Source organism: Brevibacterium sp. UCMA 11754, assembly GCF_021532275.1.
Classification (GTDB): domain Bacteria; phylum Actinomycetota; class Actinomycetes; order Actinomycetales; family Brevibacteriaceae; genus Brevibacterium.
The window spans coordinates 131,769-156,637 of the sequence record NZ_JACBOT010000034.1; the positions used below are offsets into that span (position 1 = coordinate 131,769).

General features: G+C 62.6%; 20 protein-coding genes. 8 read left to right on the plus strand and 12 right to left on the minus strand.

Annotated features, from left to right (window positions below; genetic code table 11):
• Positions 1-2: 2 nt before the first annotated feature.
• The 3 genes from HX613_RS19950 to HX613_RS19960 form a co-directional block, all read right to left on the minus strand.
• Positions 3-728 carry an aspartate/glutamate racemase family protein gene (locus HX613_RS19950; protein WP_235346925.1) on the minus strand — a complete coding sequence of 242 codons (726 nt, stop codon included), beginning with the start codon at positions 726-728 and terminating at the stop codon, positions 3-5.
• A 13-nt stretch (positions 729-741) separates the two neighbouring features.
• Positions 742-2,259: an NCS1 family nucleobase:cation symporter-1 gene (locus HX613_RS19955; RefSeq protein WP_442862622.1), complete on the minus strand. Its 1,518-nt coding sequence runs from the start codon at positions 2,257-2,259 to the stop codon at positions 742-744.
• Positions 2,260-2,470: 211 nt separating this feature from the next.
• Positions 2,471-4,111 (minus strand): MFS transporter, encoded by a 1,641-nt coding sequence (locus HX613_RS19960; RefSeq protein ID WP_235346926.1) that lies wholly within the window; start codon positions 4,109-4,111, stop codon positions 2,471-2,473.
• A gap of 373 nt (positions 4,112-4,484) precedes the next feature.
• Between HX613_RS19960 and HX613_RS19965 the strand changes: the two genes are divergently transcribed.
• A complete protein-coding gene (locus HX613_RS19965) occupies positions 4,485-5,465 on the plus strand; it encodes a hypothetical protein (protein WP_235346927.1) in 981 nt (326 codons plus the stop codon).
• A gap of 149 nt (positions 5,466-5,614) precedes the next feature.
• Here HX613_RS19965 and HX613_RS19970 read toward each other — a convergent pair whose 3' ends face one another.
• From HX613_RS19970 to HX613_RS19980, 3 genes are all read right to left on the minus strand, one after another.
• On the minus strand, positions 5,615-6,916 hold the full coding sequence (locus HX613_RS19970; protein ID WP_235346928.1) for an MFS transporter: 1,302 nt from the start codon (positions 6,914-6,916) through the stop codon (positions 5,615-5,617).
• Between the two features lie 211 nt (positions 6,917-7,127).
• Positions 7,128-8,507 carry an LLM class flavin-dependent oxidoreductase gene (locus tag HX613_RS19975; RefSeq protein WP_235346929.1) on the minus strand — a complete coding sequence of 460 codons (1,380 nt, stop codon included), beginning with the start codon at positions 8,505-8,507 and terminating at the stop codon, positions 7,128-7,130.
• A gap of 86 nt (positions 8,508-8,593) precedes the next feature.
• Positions 8,594-9,934 (minus strand): MFS transporter, encoded by a 1,341-nt coding sequence (locus tag HX613_RS19980; RefSeq protein ID WP_235346930.1) that lies wholly within the window; start codon positions 9,932-9,934, stop codon positions 8,594-8,596.
• Between the two features lie 272 nt (positions 9,935-10,206).
• Here HX613_RS19980 and HX613_RS19985 point away from each other — a divergent pair, with 272 nt between their 5' ends.
• The gene (locus tag HX613_RS19985; RefSeq protein WP_235346931.1) at positions 10,207-10,731 is read left to right on the plus strand and encodes a flavin reductase family protein; all 525 of its coding nucleotides are present in this window, start codon (positions 10,207-10,209) and stop codon (positions 10,729-10,731) included.
• 29 nt (positions 10,732-10,760) lie between these two features.
• Here HX613_RS19985 and HX613_RS19990 read toward each other — a convergent pair whose 3' ends face one another.
• Entirely contained in the window at positions 10,761-11,672 is a 912-nt protein-coding gene (locus HX613_RS19990) for a phosphotriesterase family protein (RefSeq protein ID WP_235346932.1), read from the minus strand.
• A gap of 137 nt (positions 11,673-11,809) precedes the next feature.
• Here HX613_RS19990 and HX613_RS19995 point away from each other — a divergent pair, with 137 nt between their 5' ends.
• Positions 11,810-12,877, plus strand: a complete 1,068-nt coding sequence (locus HX613_RS19995; protein WP_235346933.1) for an Rv2578c family radical SAM protein — start codon at positions 11,810-11,812, stop codon at positions 12,875-12,877.
• Between the two features lie 58 nt (positions 12,878-12,935).
• Positions 12,936-13,646: a DsbA family oxidoreductase gene (locus tag HX613_RS20000; RefSeq protein WP_235346934.1), complete on the plus strand. Its 711-nt coding sequence runs from the start codon at positions 12,936-12,938 to the stop codon at positions 13,644-13,646.
• Positions 13,647-13,687: 41 nt separating this feature from the next.
• Here the strand turns inward: HX613_RS20000 and HX613_RS20005 are convergent, their stop codons facing one another.
• Positions 13,688-14,344, minus strand: a complete 657-nt coding sequence (locus tag HX613_RS20005; protein ID WP_235346935.1) for a TetR/AcrR family transcriptional regulator — start codon at positions 14,342-14,344, stop codon at positions 13,688-13,690.
• A 202-nt stretch (positions 14,345-14,546) separates the two neighbouring features.
• On the opposite strand from HX613_RS20005, the gene HX613_RS20010 reads away from it, so the two are divergent.
• Both HX613_RS20010 and HX613_RS20015 read left to right on the plus strand, forming a co-directional pair.
• Entirely contained in the window at positions 14,547-17,003 is a 2,457-nt protein-coding gene (locus HX613_RS20010; RefSeq protein WP_235346936.1) for an ABC transporter permease, read from the plus strand.
• Positions 17,004-17,135: 132 nt separating this feature from the next.
• On the plus strand, positions 17,136-17,873 hold the full coding sequence (locus HX613_RS20015; RefSeq protein WP_204233981.1) for an MgtC/SapB family protein: 738 nt from the start codon (positions 17,136-17,138) through the stop codon (positions 17,871-17,873).
• A 31-nt stretch (positions 17,874-17,904) separates the two neighbouring features.
• On the opposite strand, the gene HX613_RS20020 is transcribed toward HX613_RS20015, so the two are convergent.
• From HX613_RS20020 to HX613_RS20030, 3 genes are all read right to left on the minus strand, one after another.
• Entirely contained in the window at positions 17,905-19,095 is a 1,191-nt protein-coding gene (locus tag HX613_RS20020; protein WP_235346937.1) for a M20 metallopeptidase family protein, read from the minus strand.
• A gap of 85 nt (positions 19,096-19,180) precedes the next feature.
• Entirely contained in the window at positions 19,181-20,551 is a 1,371-nt protein-coding gene (locus HX613_RS20025) for a metal-dependent hydrolase family protein (RefSeq protein WP_235346938.1), read from the minus strand.
• Between the two features lie 133 nt (positions 20,552-20,684).
• Entirely contained in the window at positions 20,685-21,287 is a 603-nt protein-coding gene (locus HX613_RS20030; protein WP_235346939.1) for a TetR/AcrR family transcriptional regulator, read from the minus strand.
• Between the two features lie 89 nt (positions 21,288-21,376).
• Here HX613_RS20030 and HX613_RS20035 point away from each other — a divergent pair, with 89 nt between their 5' ends.
• Positions 21,377-22,546, plus strand: coding sequence for an ABC transporter permease (locus tag HX613_RS20035; RefSeq protein WP_235346940.1), 1,170 nt, complete (start codon positions 21,377-21,379; stop codon positions 22,544-22,546).
• 137 nt (positions 22,547-22,683) lie between these two features.
• The gene (locus tag HX613_RS20040; protein WP_235344168.1) at positions 22,684-23,511 is read left to right on the plus strand and encodes a hydrolase; all 828 of its coding nucleotides are present in this window, start codon (positions 22,684-22,686) and stop codon (positions 23,509-23,511) included.
• A 123-nt stretch (positions 23,512-23,634) separates the two neighbouring features.
• On the opposite strand, the gene HX613_RS20045 is transcribed toward HX613_RS20040, so the two are convergent.
• Positions 23,635-24,786, minus strand: coding sequence for a fatty acid desaturase family protein (locus HX613_RS20045; protein ID WP_235344167.1), 1,152 nt, complete (start codon positions 24,784-24,786; stop codon positions 23,635-23,637).
• Positions 24,787-24,869: the final 83 nt, after the last annotated feature.

The window sequence follows — 24,869 nt, forward strand, 5'->3', positions numbered from 1 at the left end:
CCTCACGCGGCGCTGAAGGGCCACCCGCTCAGCTGCTTAGGACGGGCCGGCGCGTAGGTACGGACCTTCGAGGTCTTCAGTCCCAGGCCCACCAGTGATTCGGCCAGTTTCACTGCGGCGGTGACTCCGTCGACGACGGGGACATCGCAGCGTTCGACGATGACTCGCTTGAGGTCTGCCATTCCCCCGCACCCGAGGACGATGGCCTCTGCACGATCGCGTTCAACCGCCTCGGCGGCTTGATCAGCGATCGCCTCCACGGCACGCTCGGACTGATTCTCCAGCTCCAGCACAGCCATCCCGGAGGCCCTCACCGAAGTGCAGTGCGTGTTGAGTCCCGCCAAAAGGAGCCGGTCCTCGATGAGGGGAACCGTGCGATCAAGCGTCGTGACGACCGCATACCTGTGGCCGAGGAACATCGCCAGGGCCGCCCCTGCCTCCGTGATGTCGATGACGGGAACGTCGATGAGCTCCTGGAGTCCTTCGCGCCCATGCTCGCCGTAGCCCGCCTGGATGACGGCGTCGAAGTCCCCCTCATATTTCATCACCGCATCCATGACCCCCAACGCTGCAAGATAGCTCTCGACATTGCCTTCGCAGGACTCGGCTCCGAAGCTGGGGGTCAGCGCAATGATCTCGGTGTCCGCCGAAGCGACCTCCTGTGCCGCACGGGCGATGGACTCGGTCATCGACTCGGTTGTATTCACGTTGACGACGAGGATTTTCACGATGAGCTCTCAATCAGTGTGTGGTGGGGACGGCGATCTCTTCGCCGTCGACCTCGCGGAAGGTGAAGTTCCGGCGGGCAATGATGAAGTAGATGATGGCCGCGATGCCTGCCCCGCTGAACCAAGAGAACTCGGAGAGCCCTGCGAACGCGGGAACCAGGGCGAAGACGAGGGAGATGAGGGAAGCCGGGATGAATGCGCCGATGGCGCGCCAGTTGACTCCGCGGTGATAGAAGTACTCGCCGTCGCCGGCCTCGGTGTAGAGCTGGGGAACGTTGACCTTCGTCTTCCGGATCACCCAGTAGTCGACCATGATGACGCCGAACAGGGGCCCCAGCAGCGCGCCGAGCCCGCCCAGGAAGTACACGATGACGACGGGTGAGTCGTAGAGGTTCCACGGCAGGATGACGAAGCCGATGACCGCGCTGATGATTGCCGCACTGCGGAAGTTGAGCTGACGCGGGAACATATTCGTCAGCGCGTAGGTCGGGGCGACGAAGTTCGCCATGAGGTTGACCGCGACCGTGAGGATCAGCAGCGCCAGGGAGGCCAGCGCCAACAGGAGCGGATTGCCGATGGTCTGCACGATGTCGGCCGGTGAGGTGATGACCGTGCCGTCGATCTTGTACTGAGCTCCGGCCAGGGAGATCACAACGAGGCCGAAGACGAGCATGTTGATCGGGATGCCCCAGAAGTTGCCGACGACGATCGAACCCTTCTTCTTCGCGGCGCGGGTGAAGTCGGAGAAGTTGAGGACGAAGGTGCCGTAGATCGCGACCCACAGGGACCCGCCGCCGAGGATGTGCATCCACATCGGCCAACCGGACAGGGCGTCCTCTCTGGCCCAGGAGATGGAGAAGTCGACGCGGGAGAGCATCCAGATGGCCAGTGAGACGAAGGTGACGAGAATGATCGGTCCGGCGATCGCCTCGTATTTTCGGATCATCTCCATGCCGTAGCTGACGATTACGACCTGGACGATCCAGAGCAGGGTGAACGAGAACCAGCCCAGCCCGGAGAGCCCGAGGAACTCGGTGTCGGCCCACGACTGGAGGCCTGGCATGAGGGTGATCAGCAGGACGTTGAGGACGCTCGAGGCCAGATAGGTCTGGATGCCGAACCAGGCGATGGCGACGATGCCACGGACTGAGGCCGCCAGCTGCGCACCGTGGATGCCGAAGGCGATGCGACTCATCACCGGGTAGGGCACTCCTGTCTTGTGGCCCATGAAGCCTGAGAGTGTGAGCAGGAAGAAGAGCAGAGCGGCGCCGACGAGCAGCGCGACGAGGATCTGCCAGGCTCCAAGGCCGAGGGCGAAGAGTCCGAGTGCGAACCCGTAGTTGCCCAGTGAGTGAACGTCATTGGCCCAGAGGGTGAAGACACTGTAGGCGGTCCAACTGCGCCCTTCTTTGCGACTGGGCGCCAGATCCGAGTTGTAGAACCGCGGGCTGATGCGATGGGCCGCCAACTGCTCGGGGCTCGGCCCCATCCACTTCGGTGCGGAGTCCTGCGTGGCCTCGGTCTTTGACATGGGTGTCACTCAAATCTGAAGGGCACAGAGCTGGGATACCAAATGGGAGACCACAACGCTGTGACGGCGAGTTCTGTCGAACTCAGCGTAACCCCAGTCACAGACTGTGCGCAACGACACAATGGGAATCGGACCGCCCGCACGCACAACTACAGCGATCGTGCGGGCGGCTCAACGGCTGGTCACAAGCTCAATCGCAACAATCCAGCCGTCACATATTTGGCATACCATTTTCTTCTTCCACGTCCTTGGCCGTCGGGTCCCATTTGACGATGCCGACGGCGATGGCGCCGGCCAGCGGTGCGCAGGCGACGATCCAAAAGACCCCGGTCCCCATGGAACCGGCCAGGATCGGGAACATGATGAGGGAGACGATCGAGAACGCACGCAGCACGGACTGGTTGAAGCCGATGCCGATTCCGCGCAGCCTCGTCGGATACGACAGGGTGGCGTAGTTCATCAGGTTGGCCCCTGGTCCGCCTGCCTGCGCAAAGACGAAGGCCGCGAGCATGGCCACGGAGACGAGGACGAGGGCACCGGTCGGGATGCCGACGATGGCCAGCAGGGCCAGTGCCGCCGCCTGGATCACGAAGCCGACGAGGGTGATTCGGCGGGTGCCGAACCGGTTGACGATGCTCATACCCAACAGCCCGCCGATGGCACCGAAGCCGAGGTTGATGACGAGTGATGCGAGGATGGTGACCAGCGGCGTCTGGTGGAACAGCGTCGTGATGATCAGCGGGGTGCCGTAGGCGACGGCGTTGTAGCCGAAGGTGGAGAACACGGACACGCAGAGGGCGACGATCGTGCGTACGCGGTACTGCGGAGCGAAGAGTTCTGCGAACCCGCTCCACTTGCCGCCGCGCTTGGGGGTCTGGAGGGACTGAGCGCTTGGCCCGGCGGCTTCCGAACCTCCGGTCTGCCCGGCAAGGTTCGTCGTCTCCTGCCCGGCAAGGTTCGTCGTCTCCTGCTTGGCGCGACTGGCGTCATATTCCGCGGTCGCCCGCGTGCCGCCCGCATCGACTGCGAGCCTGACATCGAGGTTGTGGTGTGAGCGCATGACGTCGACGGCCGCGCGCAGATCGCCCTGGTTGGCCAGCCATTCAGGCGATTCCGCAAGGTAGCGACGACGGACGAGGAGGACGACGAGCGCGGGAACGGCGCCGAAGCCGACGACGAGGCGCCACAGGATGGCGTGTTGGTCATAGGGCAGGCTGACGAAGATGATGAGGACGACGAGGTAGCCGATCCCTGTTGCGATGTACCAGGCAGGTGACCACGCGTTGACGCGTTGGGAACGGTTGCCCTTGCCCTTGAGCTTGGAGAACTCGGCGAGGAAGGCCATTGCCACAGGCAGGTCGAGGCCGACGCCGATGCCCATGATGAAGCGGAAGAAGATGAGAACCCATTCGTTGGGAGCCACGGCACAGCCGATGGCGGCGACGACGAAGAAGACCATATCGGCCATGAACAGTTTGTAGCGCCCAAAGCGGTCGACGAGGTATCCGCCGAAGAGCGCCCCGATGACCGCGCCGACCATGATCGAGGCGTTGACAAGCCCGGTCATGAAGCCGGAAAGACCGAACTGCTCCTTGATCGCGGTGATGCCGAAGGCCAGAGACGAGAAGTCGTAGGCGTCCATGAAGATCCCGCCGAGGGCGAGGATGATGACCGCCTTGGTCTTCGTGCCCTGGGATCCGAATTCGGCGAGGACCGAGTGGATGTCGGAGGCGCAGCGGATGATCCGCGGAGACTTCGTCCCGCTGGCTGTGCCCTCCGCCGCCGAGGTGGGGCCTGGGTCGGTCTTGTCTGGTGCGTGCGCCGAAGTGCCGGCCGGTTCTGGACTATTCACAATCGCTCAGTATGGTCTGGGCACGCCGCGCCCGCTCCCCCGGCCGTCACAATATGTCACGGACGCCGACTGCACCCCGCCGGCCGGGCCGCAGCTGACGTGTTGGCAATCTCCGTCATAGTGGAGTCGCGTGCGAAAACTGGGGATATTTCGAACGCCAGCCCACACTGAAGAGCATGCCTCCCGAGAAGCGGGCAGCTTCCGATGGGCTCAGTCCGAGGTGACGGGGCCGAAGACACCCTCGACTCGTGTGCACAGACCTTCGGCGAGAACCAGCACTCATGTGCGAATGGCTTGTGGACGGCGCGAGGCCATCCACAGGCCTTTTCGTCTCTGTTTCGTCGTCGGCCGAAGAGCGCCACTGTAGTTGATCATGAAGACCAAACATGTTCCAGGAAAGCAGTCGAGCACTGCGAGCTGGGAGCAGCTCCGCTTGGCGGGGAACCGTCCGGTACAGTTCCTGACTGCACCCGTGCCGTTCACCCGCCACCAGGCTCCAGACCTCGGAATCAGCCTCTATCGGTTAAGAACCGATTCCCGGTACGTCCAGCTCTATCGCGGCGTGTGGATCGACACTCGCCCCGAAACCTCTGTCCTCGCCCCGCTGTGGGCCGATCACGAGTGGCTGCTGAGACAGACGCATCTGCAGGCCCTGCTCCAGCTCGACGCCGAAATCGCCGCAAGCAATGTCACCGCCGCTCGCCTCTACGGACTTCCACTTCCGTCCCGCATCGACGAACACAGTCTGCATGTGGTCACATCGCCTAATACAGCGAAGGCTCGACAAGGCGTCGTGTCCCATCGCTACCAAGAGCTGAAAACCTCGAATTTCTTCGAACTGCCACTCATCTCCGTGCCGCAGCTGTTCCTCGAACTCGCCCCGCTCCTGACGATCGAGGAACTCACCACGCTCGGAGACGCAGCCATCGGTCGGTGGCATGCAGGCCCCCTCACCTCGATCTCCGCGCTGAGACGAGAGGTCGCTGCCCGCGATCGCATTTATGGCAGACACACCGCAGAGAAGGCTCTCGAGCTGATGCGCGGAAACGTCGACTCCCCACGTGAGACTTGGCTGAGGCTTTGGCTGATCAGTCATGGCTTCCCCGAGCCCGCTGTCCATCCTGCCATCGCCTGCCCACTCGTGAATTCTGTTCTCCACCCGGACCTCGGTTATCCGAACAAGAAGGTGGCGATTGAGTATGAAGGCGATCATCACCGAAGCTCCGACGAACAGTTCGCCACAGACAACAGTCGGCTCGCGGCAATGGCGGCCGAAGGCTGGACGGTTCTGAGAGTGTCCAGGAGGACCAACATGGAGCAATTCGCCAGGCTGCTCGAACACCACCTCGCATAACCAGCTCTCCAGTGAGCGTCGTTGTGGACTGGCGTGCGATATGCAGCGAAATGTCGAACGCGCGGCCACAATGACGCGGGGTTGGGAGCCCGGCACCGACTGCACCTTGTCGGACAGGATCCCCACTGATTCGGTTCGACGCTGTCCATCTACTCCAGTTCGATGCCGCGCTTCTCCGGCAGCAGGAACATGGCGAGGAACTGAATGATGTAGATGGTCGGCAGCAGCGCAAGTGCGAACGCGAATCCGAAGGTGTCGGCAAGCAGGGCGATGACCACGGGGGCGAGTCCGCCCAGGGCACGGCCGATGTTGAAGATGACGTTCTGTGCGGTGGCCCGAACCTGCGTCGGGTACATCTCTGCCAGCAGGGCACCATGACCACCGAGCATGCCGTTGGCGAAGGCTCCCATGAAGAAGCCGCCGATGAGCAGTGCGGTCGGGTCGGTCATCTGGCTGTAGACGAGGATCGAGACGATCGCGCCGGCCTGGAAGATCCAGAACGCCGGACGCCTGCCCAGCCGGTCGGCGACCTGACCGAAGATGAGGATGCCCGCGAGCATTCCGATCACTGTCACCGCCGTCCACAGCGATCCCTTCGTCACGCCGAGGTCCATCTTCTCGGACAGATAGTTGGGCAGCCAGGCGATGATGCCGAAGTATCCGAAGTTCTGCACCGTCGAGAGGACGATCAAGGCGAAGGAGATCTTCACGGTCCCCTTGTCCTTGACCAGCGCACGGATCTTTGCACCGAAGGTCGGAAGGTCCGGTGCGCCTGCCGACTCGCTTGAGTCCTCCGACTCGCTTGGGCCACCCGACTCCCCCGCTGCACGGCCTCGCTGGGACTGCACGAACTTGTCGGGCTCCTCGACACCTCGGCGAATGACGAAGGCGAAGATGGCGGGGAAGAGACCGATGACGAACAGCGCCCGCCAACCCCACAGGGCGATGACCGGAGCGGAGACGATCGCGGCGGCGAAGACGCCGATCTGGAATCCCACTCCCACCCAAGAGGTGGCTCGGGCACGCTGGTTGGCCGGCACCGCCTCGGCGGCCAATGCCATGCCGATGCCGAACTCGCCGCCGATGCCGATGCCGGCGATGAACCGGTAGGCGGCCATGTCCCAATATCCCTGAGCAATTGAGCTCAGCCCGGTGAACACGGCAAAGATGAGAACGGTCCAGGTCAGAACCCGGACACGGCCGCAGCGGTCGGCCAGTGATCCGAAGATGATGCCGCCGAGGACCGCACCGAAGAGGGTGATCGTCGACAGCGATCCTGCCTCGACGTCGCTGAGTCCGAAGGTTGCGATGATGCCGCCGAGGGCAAAGCTGAGGATGAGCAGGTCGAAGCCGTCGAGCCCGTATCCGACAGCTGCGGCGAAGAGCGCCTTGCGTTTGTAGACGGGTGCCGAGGTGGACTCGGCAGAAGTCTGTGGCGTCGCTGCGCTCATGCGGGATCCTCAGGTGATCGGCGGATCGGAAAATGGCCGCAGACTATTATCCACAAAAAGTGGCCGGCAGATGAACTCGCAGGTCAATCACGAGAAGTTCATCCACCGGCCACGAGGGCGAGCTCCCGCACAGGCGAGCCCCCATACAGGGCGAACTCCTGCAGAGGCGAGCCCCACCCACAGGCGGGCTCACAAGATCACATGTACCGAGTCATACGAGCGCGTCGGCTCCCAACCGGAACCCTACACCTTTGTGGTCATCGGCCAGGCGGGGGCCCTGTCCGGTGAGCTGTTCGCGGACCGTGGCACCTTCGATCGGTTCCGGCAGGAGACCACGGCGGCGCAGTTCGGGCGAAACGTACTTGGTGAATCGCTCGGCGTCGGCGGGGCGGACGGCAGCGGCGATGTTGAATCCGTCGATGTCGGCCTCGGACATCCAACGTTCGAACTCGTCTGCGATCGTCGCGGGCGAGCCGGTGATGACGGGTCCGCGTCCGCCGATGGCGACGAACTCCGCCAGATCGCGGATGGTCCAGGTCTTGTCGCCGGCCATGGTGGTGAAGGAGGCGAGCGCGGACTGGTTCGCGTCCGTGGCGACGTATTCCAGCGGGTCGTCCGGCTTGGCGCCCGAGAGGTCGACGCCGGTCCAGCCGCCGAAGAGTGAGAGCGCGGAATCGGTGTCGACGTAGCGTGTGTAGTCGGCGAGCCTGGCTTCGGCTGCTTCGTCGGTGTCGTCGACGATGACGGTGGCGAGCGCGAAGATCTTCACGCTGTCGCGGGCGCGTCCACGTTCTTCGAGTCCGTCGCGAACCTTGTCGACCCAGGTGCGCAGGATCTGGGGTGTGGGTCCGGAGAAGAAGATCGCCTCGGCGTGGTCGAGGGCGAACTCCTGCCCGCGCTTGGAGGCACCAGCCTGGAACAGCAGCGGTGTTCCCTGTGGCCCGGGCACGGCGAGCGCCTGCCCGGGCACGGTGAAGAACTTGCCCTCGTGGTTGATGTCGTGGACCTGTTCGGGGTCGACGAACACGTTGGCCTCGGCGTCGGCGCGCAGTGCTTCGGGGGTGATCGAGCCTTCGAAGAGCTTGTACATGACGTCCATGTACTCATCTGCCCGGTCGTAGCGCTCGTCGTGTGGGATCTGCCCTTCGAGTCCTAGGTTGCGTGCCGCTGAGTCGACGTAGCTGGTGACGATGTTCCAGGCCACGCGCCCGTTGGTGAAGTGATCAAGGGTCGTCAGGGTCCGGGCCAGCAGGTAAGGCTGTTCGTAGGTCACCGAGGCGGTGACGCCGAATCCCAGCGTCTTCGTCGCTGCGGCCATAGCGGGAACTGCAACGAGTGGGTCCAGGAGGGGGAACTGGACTCCCCCGCGGTTCGTCACGTCGGCATTGCCTCCGTAGACGTCATAGACGCCGAGGATGTCGGCGAGGAACAGGGAGGAGAATCCTCCTTCTTCGAGGGTCTTAGCCAGATCCGTCCAGAAGGACAGCTGAGTGAATTCGTCGACCCTGGAGTCAGGGTGGCGCCACAGTCCGGGTGACTGGTGGACCGGGGTCATCATGTCGAATGCGTTGAGAATAATGGGTTTCGTCATCGTGTGTCTCTTTCCTTGTCGGTGTCGAGCGGCAGATGTCAGGTCGCAGATGTCAGGTAACGGACCTCAGTGTCAGGTCATGGATCTCAGTCGTGGGCAGGGCTGCTGGTCGCCAGCTCGCGGGCAGGGTCCTTCGCCGCCAGTGCCGCGATGAGCGAGAGCAGGCACAGCAGTGTGAGGTAGCCGCAGATCAGCCAGGGCGAGTGGCCGCCGACGACGTAGAGCAGCGCCGCGACCATCGGCATGATGCCACCGCCGATGACAGTGCCCAGCTGGTAGCCCATGTTCACCCCTGAATAGCGGATCTCGATGGGGAACTGCTCGGCGAACCAGGCTGCCTGGGGACCGTAGATGGCGTCGTGGGCGAGGTTCATGCCGAGGATCACCACGATGGGTAGGAAGGTCAGTGGGCCGGCGTCGAGGAAGGCGAAGAAGATCCACCCGAATACGCCCACCCCGATGATGCCGCCGATGGTCACGCGTCTGCGACCGACCTTGTCAGAGACCCACCCCCACAGAGGCCCGGTGAACAGACCGATGGCCGAGGCGATCATGACGGCAGTGACGCCGGCGGTCGAGTCGTTGCGGTTCTCGGCCAGGTAGCTGAGCATGTAGACGGTGATGAGGTAGAAGACGCTGTTCTGCGCCAGGCGGAGTCCGATTGTCACCAGGAGGACGCGCGGATGCTTGGTCAGCACGTCGCGCAGTGGCGCCTTGGCGACATTGCCCGAGGCCTTGAGTTCTTGGAATTCCGGTGCATCGGAGACGCCGAGGCGGATCCACAGTCCCAGTGCCACGAGCAGTGCCGAGGCGAGGAAGGGGATGCGCCATCCGAAGGCTTCGAACTGTTCGGGTGTGAGCAGGTTCTGCACGGCGAAGAAGGCGCTGGTGGCCAGCAGCATGCCAGCGGCAGATCCGATCTGTGTGAAAGAGCCGAACAGTCCGCGCTTGCGGGGTGGGGCGTGTTCGACCGAGAGCAGTGCGGACCCGCCCCATTCGGCACCGGCTGACAGTCCCTGCACGATCCGGAGGACGACAAGTGCGGCCGCGGCCCACCAGCCGATGGAGTCGAAGTTCGGCACCAGGCCGATGAGGGTCGAGGCGATGCCCATGGACAGCAGGGAGACGACAAGGAGCGCCTTGCGTCCGACGCGGTCACCGAGGTGCCCGGCGATGATTCCGCCCAGTGGTCGGGCGAAGAATCCGACCGCGAGGCTGGCGAACGCGGCCAGGCTGCTGCCGAGCTCGCTGCCACTGGGGAAGAACTGGACGTCGAAGATCAGTGCCGCCGCTGTGCCGTAGAGGTAGAAGTCGTACCACTCGATGGTGGTGCCGGCGAAGGCTGAGGCGAGGACTCTCTTCTTCCCGTCCAAGAGCCGCCGAGGTGGGGCCTGGGGGATCGTCTCCGCTAAGGAGGACTGTGCCATGGGATTCTCCCTCATCTATGTGGTCAGGCTGCCTTTTCAGAGCCAGAGTTTCGTTGAGCAATCTAGGGACCTTGTGGCGGTTCATGTCGCCGCCACGTCACTGTTGGACTTTGATCGTCATATGGGGACACACGAAGACTCACCGATGTCACATCGGGATGCACTTGGTGGCAATATCTGTGATGATCATTTGAGGTCAGTGAGGCATTGTTGAGCGGAACATCTCAGCATCCTCACCCCCTCAACAACTACATTCCACCGGAGGCAAGTTCATGACGACGAGCGCACGAGCCGCAGCCGTGTCACCGGATGCTCTGCGCGAGACCTTTTCGCACTTCCCACAGGGTGTTGCGCTCATCGGCGCGGAGGTGGACGGGACTCCTCTCGGACTCGTCGCCTCGACTGTCACAGCAGGAGTCTCGCTCGACCCTCCCCTGATCAGCGTCGCAGTCCAGACCAGCTCGAGTACGTGGCCCCTCCTGCGGAGTGCACCCGCATTGGGAGTCTCCCTCCTCGGCACCCATCAATCACTCCTGGCCAGGCAGCTGGCTTCGACGGACCGTGCTTCGCGCTTCGCTGGGATCGACCCCGAGGTCACGGCTGATGGCGCCCTGACTATCCCGGGCAGCCCTGCCTACTTGTGGACGCGCATCTACAACGAGGTCGAGGCAGGAGATCACACCGTCGCGCTGCTCGAAATCCTCGACACCAGCAGCCGTGCCGATTCCGGTGCTGAGCCTGAAACCGAAGCACTTGTCTTCCACCGCAGCGAATTCAAGGGCATGAGAGTCTCATAGACTGCGGTGGCTTCCGACCTTGAGGGTTGTCATTGTGGCTCGAGAGCCCGAGCAGGATTGGTGACCATCATTCTTTCGATCAGGTCGTCCGAGATGTCGGCTGCACGCATCCGCGGAACGAAATCTCTGAGTATGTGACCGTAGCCGACGCCCCCGTTGACAGTAAGCATCCCCCTCAGGCAGACGTCATGGGACAGCAGCACATGATCCCCGAATCCAAATTCGACCAAGTTCTTGATATACCGGATGCGCTTCTCTTGGTCGTAGTCGGAGGTGTATATGCCGAGCATGTCGAATTGAACATATGCACCGCGCCGCGCCAGAGCGAGATGGTACTCCGTATCCGGCACCGAGTCGGAGTGCCCAACGATCACACGCCTGAGATCGACGCCTTCTTCCACGAGGATGTCAAGCTGCGGCATCCCGACCGGCCAACGCCCCGAATGAGTCGTGAGCGCTGCACCTGTGCGCAATTGAGCTCGACCAGCGGCGCGCAGAGACCTTTCTTCCCGCGCGCTGACAAACCACTTGTCGCTGCCGACCTCTCCGATAACACCCGCCCGTATGCCTGTTCCGTCGACACCGACGTCGAGGTCGTTGACGATCCGTTCGCTCAGTCCTTCGACGGTCGTCGTATCCACATCCTCGTTCGGAAGATACGGATCCCTGTAGTAACCGCATCCCATGACAACATTGAGGCCCGTGCGTCGCGATGCATCGAGCAGCGCAAGCGGGTTGCGATCCAGGCCGCTGCTTGTCACATCGACTATCGAACGCCCGCCCAGATCACTGTATAGACGCAACTCATGCTCCACCAGGTCTGGGTCGTTGAGCAGACCGTCACCTCGATACTCACGCATGAGATTGATGAAAAGGTGCTCATGCGGAAGCGTGACGCCGAGATCCGCAGCTTCTATAGGGCCCGTGACGGTTTGGATCATCAAACTTTCCAATCAAAGAGGTTGCCACCACTCTACGCACTCTTGACTCCCACTAGAACAACTGTTCGAATATACATATGAGGTGGAATCAGCAGAGCACTCTTGGACCAGTCGTCGGCGCAGAGGCAAGCCCTAAGATGAGCTCCCCGACGGGCACACCGGGTACAGGCATCGACGCGTCTCCTGCCGAGCTTTTCGGCCTCAAGGGTCTGGTCCGCAGTGTTCGAACACCTGAGTTCGCCGGCGTGACCTTCCATGAAGTGTTGGCGAAGTCGGCCCTGAATAAGGTGCCCGCGGCCAGCTCGATGCCATTCACCTGGACGATCAATCCCTACCGCGGCTGCTCTCATGCCTGCGTCTACTGCTTTGCCCGCAGCACCCACCGATATCTCGATCTTGATTCCGGTGAGGATTTCGACCGGCAGGTCATCGTCAAGGTCAATACCCCCGAAGTGCTGACCGCCGAGGTGGCCAAACCGAAGTGGTCACGTGAGCTGGTGGCCCTGGGCACGAACACGGACCCCTACCAACGCGCCGAGGGCCGCTACTCACTCATGCCGGGCATCATCACCGCCCTGGCCGAGCATGGGACTCCGATGTCGGTGCTGACCAAGGGCACCCTGCTGCGCCGCGATCTGCCGCTGCTCGCCCGTGCCAAAGAGGACGTCGACGTGGAGATCAGCATGTCGATCGCTGTATACGATGACGCCCTCCAGCAGACGATCGAGCCAGGCACACCGACGACCACAGCGCGCCTGGCCACAGTCATGGCGGCCGCGAACCTCGGATTCAAGGTCACGGTCTTCCTCATGCCCGTGATGCCGAAGCTCACCGACTCGATGGAACATCTTGATACCGCACTCCGCGCAATCAAAGAGGCGGGCGCGAGCAGGGTGGTCTACGGTGCTCTGCATCTTCGGCCGGGTGCCCGCGAATGGTTCTTCACCTGGCTGGAATGCGAACATCCGGAACTGCTCCCCCGCTACCGTCGCATGTACGCGAAGTCCTCGTACGCGTCGAAGGAATACCGGGCGTGGCTGAGTCGACGCGTCAATCCACTCATCGACAAGTACGACCTGCGCGGGACCGCCGATGACGACTACCCGAAGACCAAGCGCGGAGACCTCACCCGAGCCGCTGCCAAGTCTTCGGCCACTGCTCAAGCCGCCAGCCTCACTCCCCCGCCACAGGAAGCCCTGTTCTGATCCACTCGCACCTTTCGTTGAGGGGAATAACCCGCCCCGAGCCCAGGTTTGACCTGTCATGAAGATAGAAATCTGGTCGGACATCGCCTGCCGCTGGTGCTACATCGGAAAACGTCGCTTCGAGACCGCCTTGGACGGCTTCGCGCACAAAGATGACGTCGAGGTCGAATGGCGCAGCTACCAGCTCGACCCGAGTCTGCCCGACCACTACGCGGGAACAGAGACCGAGTACCTCAGCCAGGCCAAGGGCATGCCTGCCGATCAGGTCCGGCAGATGTTCGATCACGTCACCGCGCAGGCCACTGGGGAGGGGCTGAACTACGATTTCGATTCCATCGTCGTGGCCAACAGCTTTACCGCTCACCGCTTCCTCCACCTGGCCAAGTCCCACGGGGTCATGAACCAGGCCAAAGAAGCCCTATTGTCCGGTCATTTCGAGAAGGGCCGCAATATCGGTGACGTCAATTATCTCGCCGAGGTGGCCCACACCGTTGGCATCGACGCCGAAGAAACCCGCCGAGTCCTCTCCACCGACGAGCACACCGCCGAGGTGAAGTCCGACATCGCCGAGGCTCAGACATTGGGTGCAAACGGAGTCCCGTTCTTCGTCATCGACCGCAAGTACGGAATATCCGGTGCTCAACCACCCGAGACCTTCACACAGGCGCTCGAGACAGCGTGGGGCGAGAGCCAGAAGCTCACGGTACTCGCCGGCGGAGACGAAGCCTTTCGTGAAGGCGCGGCGTGCGGCCCCGAAGGCTGCAGCTGATTCGACAGGCTGCGACTGGTTCAGTCCCGCAGAGACACCCGTCAGAGAAACGGCATCGACGGATAGCGGATCGCACCGTCCGGTGATGTCACAGGGCCTGCGAGCATGCCTGCGGCGGCATCGATGAGGAACCGCCCCACCTGCTCCCAGTCGCCTTTGTGGGTCCCCTCATTCATCTTCACCTCCTGGTCCGAACACGCACTGGTGACCATATGAGCCAGCAGATAGGCCCGGCCACGCAGGACCCCTTCGGGAATGCCTTCCATTTCGCCGTGATTGAATCTCAACCCCTCAGGCAGGGAGGACTCAGCCATCACGGACTTCATGATCTCGACAGCCGAGGGCACGATCCCCACCTGCGCGAGAAACTGTGCGCGCCAGCTGGGCCGCGGCAGATCGGCTAAAACGTCGAACAGCGGGCCCATTCTGCTGCGGACGAAATCATGAATGCTCGGGGTCTCACCCAGACTTGCGAGGTAAGCGTCCCTGCGGAGGGACATCTCGGCGACATGACGCTCCACGAGTGCACGCAGCAGACCGTCTCGACCCCCGAAGTGGTATGCGATCGCGGAATGATTCGCCGCCCCTGCATAGTCGACGATGCGGCGGTTCGACACAGCATCGATGCCGTGGATGGCGAAGAGCTCCTCGGCGGAGTTGAGCAGCACCACACGCGCTCTGTCACTCTGGCTTCCCATAGCCCCCATTCTTCCATTCTCAAGCCGCTCAAGATGCGGACTCCCTGCCGCGATATCAACGACCTGACCACCTCGGCGAGCATCCCCGCCACCTTGGCAAACCCATGTCGATTTCACAATTATAAGTCACGTGTCTTAAAGTGGTCGAGTTCAAGGTGGTCAACAGTGATCACTCGACTTCCGATCCATCAGGAGGACGACAGTGGGCACACCACCACCGCCGCTCACCCGCCGCGAGGCCCGTGGGCATGACTCACACGACAACAGTCAAGACCACGACTATGACCAGGACCTGGCTCCGGAGTCGACGGGCGAGCAGCACACCACCGAGGCAGAGGCTGCAGCCGCGAAGCGGGCCAAGGCAGAACTGATCGGCCGGACGGCAGCGATCTTCATCATGCCGCTCATCATGGTGGGCATGATGATCACGGGATACCTCGGCACCATGCACTCTCCCTCAGCCAATGACATGCCCGTCGTCGTGGCCGGTTCTGACTCGAAGGCCGCGGTCATGAAGTTTGCGCTCGACGGTTCCGAACCGGATGCCCTCGACGTCGACACCGTCGATGACGCTCACACCGCACGTGAGATGGTCTACGATCGCGAAGCCTCGGCGGCGGTCGTCATCAAGGGCGACAAAGCCACGCTCTACACCGCGGGTGGCGCAGGAATCCAACAGCAGACGACGGTCACCGGCCTCGTCATGCCCGCTCTGCAGGAGGAGGGACTCGACGTCGACACCGAGGACATTGCATCGCTGCCGGACGACGATCCTTCCGGACTCGGAGCGATGTTCCTCATGACAGCCATCGTCATGGCCGGATACCTGCCCTTCAGCGTGCTGCGCTCGAACTCCCCCGAACTGCTGAAGTTCAAACGCATCGTCCCCATCCTCGGAGCCTGGGCCGCGGTGATCGCCGGGCTGGTCTGGACGGTCGCCTGCCCGATCCTCGACATCGTCGATGTCAAGGACACGGTCGCCGTTCTCGGCGTCGCCTGGCTGGGTGTGTTCGCGATCTCCTGCGTGCAGCTGTTCATCACCCGAATTGTCGGTGCTTTGGGAGTGATCGTCGGCATCTTCTTCCTCATGGTCCTCGGCATGCCGTCGTCGAACCTGTCGTACCCCGTGTACACGATGCCGGCCTTCTACCGCTTCACGCACGAAATTCTGCCGATGCCCGCGATCGGTGAAGCGCTGCGCTCCGTGCTGTATTTCGATGGCGCGGGCGTCACCGAGCACCTCCTCGTGCTGGCCATCGGCGCCGTCGTCGGTCTGCTGCTGACGAAGGCCTACGACTTCATCTCCCACCGGCGCAATCCCGATCCGAAACCACTCGACGTCAACATCCCGTCGCTGCACGGCGGCCGGCGCCCGGATTCGAAGGTGTGGCGCTACATCTCACTCATCGTCTTCCCCTTGGCGATGGTCACGATGATGCTCACCTTCATGCTCGGTGCGATGGGCTCCCCCACGCCCAAGGACATGCCCGTGACCGTGGTCGGCTCCTCGACCGAGCAGGCGAAGGACACGATCGCCGACCTCGAGAAGTCAATGGGCAAGGACATGTTCGACTTCACGGCCACGACGGACAAAGAAGAGGCACGTGCCCAGGTCGAGGATCGGGACGAGGTCGCAGCACTCGTGCTGCCGACTCAGAAGAGTGCCGAGTTCGGTCTCATTGCGAACGAAGCCGGGAACAACAGTGCCTACCAGGTCGTCAACCGGATCTTCGATCAGGTCGCCTCCCAGCAGGACATGGAGCTCAACGTCGACAACGTCAATGCGCTGCCGGACCGGGACAAGAACGGCGTAGTCGTCATGTACGTGGCCATGGGCTGGGTCCTCGCCGGATTCATGGTGGTCATCGTCGGTGCGAACGCCAACCCGTGGAGCCGTCCGCTGAAGCGGATGATCCCCCTGACCGCTGTGTACGCACCGTTCATGTCACTGGTCGTCACCCTCATCGCCGGCCCGATCACCGGAGCCGTCGACGGTCATTTCGCTCAGCTGTGGGGAGCCGGAATCATCGCGATCTTCTGCATCGCCATGTTCGCCATGGTTTTCGAGAGACTCATCGGCATGCTCGCGATCATTCCTGTCATCGGCACTCTGATGTTCGCCGGGATGCCGGCCTCGAACGGGGCGATCTCCGAGTACATGATCCCGTCGTTCTTCACCACGCTGCACGACTTCCTGCCGATGGCGGCAGCGGTGGAGACCATCCGTTCGATCATCTACTTCGACAGTGATGTCGTCACCGAGCATATGCAGGTCCTCGGGCTCTGGGGCCTCGTGTCCCTGGCACTGGTGTTCCTCATCGACAGCATCAAACCACCGCGGACAGAACATGACTTCGGCAATCTCCACCTTGAGCAGGAGAGGGAGCGGAACAAGCAGGCCCGTAAGCAGGCGAAGGCCCTCGAAGGCTCAAACTCCACTGCGACCGTGCGCTCGACGATCGTCGACGACGACCGGTTCGAGTCTGCGAACCATGCAGAGTCGACGGACCAGAGTGCCTACACGGCCGCGCCCACTGCAGGCGACGGGCTGAAGCATCGATCCGCCGAGGTGGGGGTTGAGTCTCCCTATGATGGCAGTCGATACCCCACGGATCCCGAATCCGTGGATCAGCAGGAGCGGATCCCCTCCACCGTGTGATCAGCTGGCCGCATCTGATGCGGCTGCCTGAAGTCAGGCCCTTACTGCGAGGAGTGCACCTGCCGGTCAGATGAGTCTCTGATGTGACGTGATCTTCAGCGTGGAAAGCTTTGGGTCTACAGTCAGATAACTATGGGTTCACATATCGATTTCTTCGGTCCGACTGGCCTCATCGAGGCCGAGCTGCTCCTGGCCAGCTTCGTCCTGTGCTCGCTGATCGGCTTCGAACGGCAGTTCCGGCAGAAGAGCGCAGGCTATCGCACGCACGTTCTTGTGGGTATCGGCACATGTGCATTCACATTGGTCTCCGCCTACGGGTTCGCCGGTGTGCTCGGGGACGACGCTCGTCTGGATCCGTCGCGGATCGCCGCACAGATCGTCTCGGGTGTGGGCTTCCTGGGCGCGGGCGTGATCTTCAAGGGCCGAAACATGGTGCGTGGCCTCACGACTGCCGCCACCGTGTGGGTGACGGCGGCCGTGGGCATGGCCTGCGGAGCAGGGATGCTGTCACTGGCCATCATGCTCACAGCACTGCACCTTCTCACGCTGTTCGTCGTCGCGCCCCTCATCCGTCGGATCCCCGACAGCGACCACCGAAAACTGCTGCGCATCGCGTATGAGGACGGCTCGGGAATCCTCCGTGACATACTCGCCGTGGCAGGCGACATGGGTTACTCGAACACCATCCTCGATTCCAAACGCTTCGAGACCGAGAACGGCGTGCGGATGGTCCAGATCGACGTGAAGTTCGAGGGGAGACCGCCCCTGCACATGCTCATCCCTGCACTGTTGGATCTCTCCGGCGTGAACAAGGTGAGCATGCGCGAGGACCAGGTCCACTCGGTCGACGACGACGGTGACTCCGTGTGACTCACCGCTCTCCCCGCACCACACATGCCTTTCAGTCTCGTAGCGTGCGCTTCCATGCCAGGGTGGCGAGGGCTGCGGCCTGATCCGGCAGATGGGCGTCATCGAAGAGCACCTGTGGCGAATGGTTCCAAGCTGCAGTCTCCAGGTCGATATCCTGCGGAGACACGAGGAAGAACAGAAACGCGCCCGGAACTTCGTTGAGCACGTAGGAGAAGTCCTCGGACCCCATGAGCGGAGTCGGCGCCTCGACGTACCGGTCCTCGCCGAAAGCCTCGGTGATCGTGTCTGCGACGAACGCGGCCTCGCCGTCATCGTTGACCGTGACGGGGTACTGTTCGGTCCACACCACCTCGGCGGTGCACCCGTGCGCGGCAGCGATCGACTCGGCCAGACGTGGGGCCACCTCGGCGAACTTCTTCGTCGAAGCTGCTGACAGCGTCCGCACGGAAGCGCCGATCTTCGCCGAGGGTGGGATGACGTTGACGGCCTCGCCGGCCTGCAGCTGCGTGACTTCGGCGACAACCGGATCGAAGACGCTGAACGTGCTGGTGACCATCGAGTAGAGCGCCTGGCCGAATTCGAGAGTGGGCCGGACGGGATCGATGCTGGCATGCGGCTGTGAGCTGTGGCCGCCGCGTCCGTGGAAGGTGACGTGGAGGGTGTTCGCTCCGGCCATCAGGGTGCCGGGTCTCGTGGTGAAGATTCCGTGTGCTCCAGGAGCGACATGGATGGCGTACGCCGCATCGGGGACTGCACCGATGGTGTCGAACATGCCCTCATCTATCATGTCTTTGGCACCGCCAGGGCCCTCTTCACCGGGTTGGAACATGAAAGCCACGGTGCCGGCGAGTTCCTCCTGGTGTGCGCTGAGCAGCTTCGCGGCCCCGACCAGACCTGTCACGTGCAGATCGTGGCCGCAGGCGTGCATATTGCCGTTGGTCGAGGCGAAGTCCAGATCGTTCTCCTCCGCAACGGGCAGAGCATCCATGTCTCCGCGCAGGAGTACTGTCGGCCCGGGTCTGCCGCCTCGGAGCACAGCAACGATGGAGCTCAGCCCCTTGCCGGTTGTGATCTCCAAAGGCAGTCCCTCGAGGGCGTCGAGAATCATGCGCTGAGTCACCGGGAGCTCGAGACCCAGCTCGGGGTTGCGGTGCAGGTCGCGGCGAAGGTCAATGAGTTCGGTCGCCAGAGACTGTGCCTCGGCAGCGAAATCGTGGGTCATAGTAGTTCCTCTCTGATCGTGGATGAAGCGGTGGGTGGATTAAGCGGTGGGTGGAGTTCGGACTGTTTCGGCGGTCGACGCAATTTCACCCGAGCAGCGAACGGACGGGCGCGCTTGGGAACCAACTCGCGGAGTCCTTCATCAGTGCCCCGCCCTGCATGACGACTTTGACTTTCGCCGGGTCGGCCAACTGGGTGATATCGGCCAACGGGTCGAAGTCGACGATGACGAGGTCGGCCAGTTTGCCTTCCTCGAGTGTGCCCACGTCAGCAGACAGGCGCAGCAGTTCCGCCGCGTTCTTCGTCCCCGCCACAATCGCCTGCATCGGTGTCAGGCCGAGCTCGACGGCATGCATCTCCTCGCGCAGATTGAGTCCGTGTGGGCACACACCGGCGTCGGTTCCCAGCGCAACCTTCACGCCGGCGGCCATCGCCACGGCCACGCGTTCGCGCGCGATCGCGGACCATCTGACCTTCTTCTCGTAAAGGTAGTCGGGCACGTTCTTCGGGTCCGGGATCCGCAGTGCACTGCTGAGCGTCGGGACTAGGAACGTTCCGTGTTCGAGCATGAGTTCAATGCCCTCGTCGTCGATTCCGTATCCGTGTTCGACGGAGCGGACGCCCCCGCGGATGGCCGCCTTGATGCCTTCGGCTCCCTGGGCGTGGGCCGCGACGGGCTGGCCTGCTCGTTTGGCTGTCTCTTCGACAATGAGTCGCACATGCTCTTCGGGAACGCCGATGTCATCGGGAGTGTCCGATGGGCTCGAGACGCCGCCGGTGGTGCAGACCTTGATCGCGTCCGCACCCGAGCGCACGAGGGTGCGAATGGTCCGGCGGACGTCGTCATCGGTGTCGATGATCGGGTCGACGGGCATGGCAGGCATGGTGGACAAGCCGTTGGGCATCGTGAAGTCGGTGTGCCCGCCGGTCGGTGACAGCGGTGTGATGGCCAGGTGCATCCGGGGCCCAAGGATCAGCCCCTGCTGGATGCTGTCGCGCACGCCGCGGTCGGTTCCGCCGAGGTCACGAGCAGTGGTGACTCCGGCCATGAGGGTGGCCCGGGCGTTGACAGCGCTGCGCACGATTCTCTCCGAGGCGAAGCGGGCGAGGTTCGCCGCCTGGTTCTCGATCGAGAGTCCGAAGTGCACGTGGGAGTCGATGAAGCCGGGCATGATCGTCTTGCCATGCAGGTCGATGACACGAGGGGCTTTGCCACCAGTGTCGTTGCGCTCCCACGCCGAGGTGGCGCCTTCGGTGCGCTCGGGCCCTGCGTAGACGATGCGTCCGTCCTTGATCTCGATCTCAGCACTGGAGATGGGGTCACCGCCGTTGCCATCGATGAGGGTAGCTCCGCGAAGAACAGTGTGCTCGGAATCATTGATCGTGGTGGGCAGGTAGGCGGTCGACATCAGTGGTGGTGATCCTTTCATCGGGAGATCGTGCGCTGCAGATGCCATTGTCGATCATTCCTCACACAGCGGTGCACAGTGATCGCATCATGACCAGGAAGAGCGTGCAGGCTCCGGTGGCGATCGGCAGATCGGCCCAGTCCCGACAGAACCTCGGTCCACGCGCCCTACCGGCGCAACCTCAGTCCACGAGCTGAGCAAACATCGCTTCGACGGCATCCGTGATCCGCGCATGCGAAGCGTCACCGAAGATCGCGGTCTGAACGATGGCACCCTGCATGACAGCGAGGACGGCCGGCGCGATCTGATGCGCCCTGGCCTGTGCGACGCCTTCGGCAAGCCCCGCACTCCGACGGAAGTACACATTCAGATAGGCCTCGAATCGTCTGATGAGTTCGTGGTAGATCTCAGCGGCGATTGCGGCGAAATCGGGAGAATGCGACGCCTCTCCCCAGACCTGCAGCAGCAGCGGAGCGAAAGGGGTGTCATGGAGGATCGTATCCAGAAGCTTCGGGAAGACCTCGTGTGGAGGTGGAACCTCGTCTGCTGTTCCGAAGTCCTGCAGTTCAGCCGCGCGCTGTTCCATGATTCGCCTAGCGGCGTCGAGCGTGAGCTCCGCCTTGGACGAGTAGTAGACATAGACGGCTCCGGCGGACAGGTCCGCCTCCTTGATGATGTCGGCCATCGAAGCGCCGGCGAAGCCCTTGCGAAAGAAGCACGCAAGCGCGGCATCCTGAATCCGCGTGCGCATGGCTTCCCTGTGCTCATCCGTGACCTTCGGCACCAAACCTCCAAAAAAGAATGATCATTCTTGATATATCGTACTCGAAAGAGTAAAAAGAACGAGTATTCGTTTTCAAGGATAGGACTGGCATGGCGACGAGAATCCTCAGCAGCTCGGACGGCACCGACGATGGTCACGGCAGAACGAGCACGACCGACACGAGTGCGCGCAAGCCCAGCCTCAAACAGGCACTGCTCGCCGCAATCTTCGCCGCGGCCATCGTCACAGTCATCCTGCTCGCATTCAGCTGGCCGACTGTCACGTCTGAGCCCAAAGATCTTCCGATTGCGGCCGTAGGCGATCAGGAACAGATCGATCAGATCGCGGCCGATGCCCCCGATGGGATGCTCGATCTGAGGAAGGTCGACTCCCGAGCCGAGGCGCAGCAGCTCATCCGTGAACGTGAGGTCTACGGAGCACTCCTGCTTGGCGACGACCCTGAGATCCTCACCTCGACTGCCGCTTCCCCTCCTGTTGCCCAGCAGCTGGGTGGGATCGCCGCTCAGATGCAGCAGAAGATCGACAAGCAGGCGATCTCGGGCATGCAGGACGGAATGAAGGAGATGCAGGACGCACTCGCAACGGCCTCTCAGCCAGCCGGGTCTCAGCCCGATCCTGGTGCCCCACAGCAAAACCCAGGCAACCAGACACAGGCCCCAGACGCCTCGGCGATGGAGGTCCCTGAGGTCACGGTCACGGATGCCGTGCCGCTCAACGACGACGATTCCACCGGTGCCGGCCTTGCGATCGCCGGTCTGCCCCTGACCATCGGCGGCATCATCGGCGGCGTGCTCACCAGCATGCTCGTCCACTCTCGCCGCATGCGCGCGGTTGCGGTCGTGGCCTACGGTGCGATCGGCGGACTCGCCCTCACCCTCGTCCTGCAGACGTGGTTCGGCATCCTGCAGGGCAACTTCGGGCTCAACGTTCTGGCTGCAGGCCTTGCTGTAGCAGCGACTGCGGCACTCATCAATGGCTTCGTCTCACTGATAGGACCGGGTGGCATAGCGATCGGCGCGGTGCTCACGATGTTCATCGGCAACCCGATCGCCTCACTCCAGGCACCGAAGGAGTTCCTCGCAGGGGCCTGGGGAGACATCGGCCAGTTCCTCGTTCCCGGCGCCTCGGGAACCCTGCTGCGCAACCTGTCCTACTTCCCGGATGCACCCATGGCGATGCAATGGTGGGCGCTCATCGGCTGGTTCGCCTTGGGCATCGCCCTCATCCTCGTCGGCCACCTCAAGGCTCATTCGAAGTAGAGGGTTGCCGTGAGCTGACTTGTTCCTTCGCCCCACGGCAGTGGAACAGATGACGATATGGCACGCCACACCTGCCACCGGTTACCTGGCCCCACCTGCACTCGGCGACTATCCTCGGGTGCAGGGGGTACACACCGATGACAGCACTGACGAACGTGACGATCTGCCGCACGTGCGGTGTCGAGACGAGCACGCCTCCACCGGATGTGTGTCCGATCTGTTCGGATGAGCGCCAGTGGCTGCCGGAGTCGGGCCAGGACTGGACGACCCGTGAACAACTCGAGTTCGAACACCACAGCGTCTCCATCGTCGAACGCGAACCAGGTCTCTACGCGCTGCGTGTGGAGCCGAAGTTGGGCATCGGACAGACGTGCTATCTGGCGCAGACCGAGCATGGCAACCTGCTCTTCGAGGTCCCGCCCTACATCGACGAGGACGTCATCGCCGCAGTCTCGAACCTCGGCGGGGTTCAGGCCATCGCTGCCAGTCATCCTCACATGTTCGGCCTGCAGCTCGAGTGGAGCGCGGCCTTCGACGATGCACCGATCTTCGTCTGCCGTGCAGATGCCGGCTGGGTCCAGCGCGAGGGATTGAACATCTGGCGCTACTATCAGTTTGCTGAACCAGTTCCCGGGGTCCGCTTGATGCGCACAGGCGGTCATTTCCCCGGCAGCGCGGTGGCCATGTGGACCGGCCAGGACGGCCGAGGCGTGATGCTCAGTGGAGACACGATCGCACCGGTCGCTCGCTCAGGGTGGGTGACGTTCATGCGCAGCTTCCCCAACTATCTGCCGCTGTCGGCAGGTGTTGTCAGACGCATCGCAGCCTCGGTGGCTGACCTCGACTTCGATCGGATGTACGGCAACTTCGGGCAGACGATCTCCACCGGGGCCAAGGAAGCGGTGGCAACCTCGGCCGAACGCTACGCCGAATGGGTCTCAGGTGCCCACGACGAGCTCACCTGAGAAGACGGCTCGAGTTCCTGTCCAGAAAGCCCCTGCCCGGAATGCACCTGTCAAGGCACGAACCAAAACCGGCCAGGTCCGCGTTGACGGACCTGGCCGGTGAATCCAGCGATGCTGTGAAGATCAGCGTGAGCGGAACTGCGCGGTGACTGGGCAGTCGAAGGGATCGGCCTGGCCCAGTCCGGCCCGGTTGAGGTACCGGACGATGATGCCGAATGATTCGAAGAGTGTCGTCTCCGTGTATTTGATGTCCTTCTGAGCACAGTACTCGCGGACCATCGGCTGAACCTTGTGCAGGTTGACGCTGGGCATGCTGGGGAACAAGTGGTGTTCGATCTGGTAGTTCAGTCCACCCATGAGGAAGCCCATCGGACGACCGCCCGAGATGTTGCGTGACATCAATGTCTGGCGGCGCAGGAAGTCGATCTTCACATCCTTGGGAACGATCGGCTGTCCCTTGTGGTTAGGGGCGAACGAACCGCCCATGTGCAGGCCGAAGACCATGACCTGGACGATGGTGAACACGATGCCGATGAGAGGTCCGGCGGCCCAGATCGCCAGGAGGGGGAAGCCGATGATTCTGATTCCGATGAAGATGCCTTCGATCCAGCGGCGCTTGATCGAGGATTGTCCCACGAGGATCGCCTTGACCGAGTTCACGTGCAGCTGCAGGCCCGCCAGGGTCAGCAGTGGGAAGAAGAACCAGCCTTGGTGTGAGGCGAACCACTTCCGCACTCCGGTGAGTCCTTTAGCATCTTCGGGGTCGAAGATCAGGGCGCCCGGGGCGATGTCGCCGTCGACGCCTGCCTTGTTCGGGTTGGCGTGGTGGAGAGCGTTGTGCTTCTTCAGCCACCAGCCGTAGCTGAGACCGATGAACAGGTTGCCGATGATGGTGGAGACCCACTCGCCGACCTTGCCGTTGGTGAAGATCTGACGGTGAGCTGCGTCGTGGGCGACATATGCCGTCTGGGTGAAGAGGATTCCGAAGACGACTGCTGTGGCCATCTGCCACCAGCTCTCGCCGATGAGGAAGAGCATCGCGAAGGCGACGACGTAGGAGAGTCCGATGAGGACGAAGCGCAGCGTGTTCCAGCCGGGGCGTCGTGCCAGCAGACCGGCCTCTTTGACCTGAGCCATCAGCGCGCTGAAGTCGCTGGTGAATTCCTGCTTATCGGTACCGCGATTGGCTCGCCTCCGCTCGAGCACCTCAGCCCTTGTCTCTTTTCCAAGAGTGGGCGTCGACAGCGACCTATTCACGACATCTACTGGTTCCATATTACTTACCGTACGAGGTGGATCATCGACTTGGCATCACCCCAGAGCACCGTATTTCACCCCCTACCCAGGTAGGGGGTTGT

Coding starts and splice junctions, on each gene's coding strand:
- HX613_RS19955 (WP_442862622.1), bottom strand. CDS start 2,259: ATGTCAAAGACCGAGGCCACGCAGGACTCCGCACCGAAGTGGATGGGG.
- HX613_RS19965 (WP_235346927.1), top strand. CDS start 4,485: ATGAAGACCAAACATGTTCCAGGAAAGCAGTCGAGCACTGCGAGCTGG.
- HX613_RS19970 (WP_235346928.1), bottom strand. CDS start 6,916: ATGAGCGCAGCGACGCCACAGACTTCTGCCGAGTCCACCTCGGCACCC.
- HX613_RS19975 (WP_235346929.1), bottom strand. CDS start 8,507: ATGACGAAACCCATTATTCTCAACGCATTCGACATGATGACCCCGGTC.
- HX613_RS19980 (WP_235346930.1), bottom strand. CDS start 9,934: ATGGCACAGTCCTCCTTAGCGGAGACGATCCCCCAGGCCCCACCTCGG.
- HX613_RS19985 (WP_235346931.1), top strand. CDS start 10,207: ATGACGACGAGCGCACGAGCCGCAGCCGTGTCACCGGATGCTCTGCGC.
- HX613_RS19990 (WP_235346932.1), bottom strand. CDS start 11,672: ATGATCCAAACCGTCACGGGCCCTATAGAAGCTGCGGATCTCGGCGTC.
- HX613_RS19995 (WP_235346933.1), top strand. CDS start 11,810: ATGAGCTCCCCGACGGGCACACCGGGTACAGGCATCGACGCGTCTCCT.
- HX613_RS20000 (WP_235346934.1), top strand. CDS start 12,936: ATGAAGATAGAAATCTGGTCGGACATCGCCTGCCGCTGGTGCTACATC.
- HX613_RS20005 (WP_235346935.1), bottom strand. CDS start 14,344: ATGGGAAGCCAGAGTGACAGAGCGCGTGTGGTGCTGCTCAACTCCGCC.
- HX613_RS20015 (WP_204233981.1), top strand. CDS start 17,136: ATGGGTTCACATATCGATTTCTTCGGTCCGACTGGCCTCATCGAGGCC.
- HX613_RS20020 (WP_235346937.1), bottom strand. CDS start 19,095: ATGACCCACGATTTCGCTGCCGAGGCACAGTCTCTGGCGACCGAACTC.
- HX613_RS20025 (WP_235346938.1), bottom strand. CDS start 20,551: ATGGCATCTGCAGCGCACGATCTCCCGATGAAAGGATCACCACCACTG.
- HX613_RS20035 (WP_235346940.1), top strand. CDS start 21,377: ATGGCGACGAGAATCCTCAGCAGCTCGGACGGCACCGACGATGGTCAC.
- HX613_RS20040 (WP_235344168.1), top strand. CDS start 22,684: ATGACAGCACTGACGAACGTGACGATCTGCCGCACGTGCGGTGTCGAG.
- HX613_RS20045 (WP_235344167.1), bottom strand. CDS start 24,786: ATGGAACCAGTAGATGTCGTGAATAGGTCGCTGTCGACGCCCACTCTT.